Origin of the sequence: Vibrio sp. 10N.222.48.A3 (assembly GCF_041475345.1) — a bacterium.
Taxonomy (GTDB): domain Bacteria; phylum Pseudomonadota; class Gammaproteobacteria; order Enterobacterales; family Vibrionaceae; genus Vibrio; species Vibrio tasmaniensis_A.
In genome coordinates, this window is the sequence record NZ_JBFRVX010001433.1 from 1 (window position 1) to 979 (window position 979).

The following is a 979-nucleotide window of genomic DNA, read 5'->3' on the forward strand; positions in this document are numbered from 1 at the left end:
AACCTCTTTAACACGATCACCAAGGTAAGCTTGAGTGCGATCAACAACAGACTTGAACTCTTCTTCCGTCTCTTTTTGCTTCTCTTTCTCTTCTTCACCTTCAAACTTGCTTAGATCTAAGCCTGCTTTTGTGATCGACTGGAACTGCTTACCGTCGAAGTCAGTTAGGTAATTCATCACATACTCATCGATACGATCGTACATTAGAACCACTTCAATGCCTTTTGCTTTGAACTGCTCCAAGTGTGGGCTGTTCTTAGCCGCGGCATAGCTGTCTGCCGTTAGGTAATAAATCTTGTCTTGGCCTTCTTTCATACGTTCAACGTAAGAAGCGAGGCTGATGGTTTGCTCAACAGAATCCTCTTCCGTTGATGAGAAACGAAGTAGACCTGCGATTTTTTCTTTGTTCGCCATGTCTTCAGCAGGGCCTTCTTTCAGTACTAGGCCGAACTCTTTCCAAAACTCCAAGTACTTGTCGTTGTCATTCTTCGCCATGCGCTCAAGCATAGTGAGTACACGCTTGGTACATGCGCCACGAAGAGACTGAGTTACCTTATTATCTTGCAGGATTTCACGAGACACGTTCAGTGGTAAATCGTTTGAATCAATCAAGCCGCGAACGAAACGCATGTAAGATGGCATGAACTGCTCTGCATCATCCATGATGAATACGCGCTGTACATAAAGCTTAAGGCCGCTCTTATGGTCACGATTCATCATATCCCAAGGTGCTTTAGCTGGGATGTAAAGTAGGCTTGTGTAGTCGTTCTTACCTTCAACTTTGTTATGGCTCCACGTTAGTGGATCAGCAAAGTCGTGAGATACGTGCTTGTAAAACTCTTGGTACTCTTCTTTCTCGATATCAGACTTGTTACGAGTCCAAAGCGCTTGAGCCTTGTTAATCTGCTCCCAATGCTTCTCTTCGGTGTCTTTACCTTCGTCATCTTTCACCGCTGTGAAGATAGAGACAGGGATACCG

1 protein-coding gene is annotated in these 979 nt (G+C 44.7%); it reads right to left on the reverse strand.

Annotation, left to right across the window (positions count from 1 at the left end; genetic code table 11):
- A partial coding sequence (gene htpG, locus AB4653_RS26920) for a molecular chaperone HtpG (protein ID WP_372105763.1) occupies nt 1-979 on the reverse strand: 979 nt, incomplete at both ends.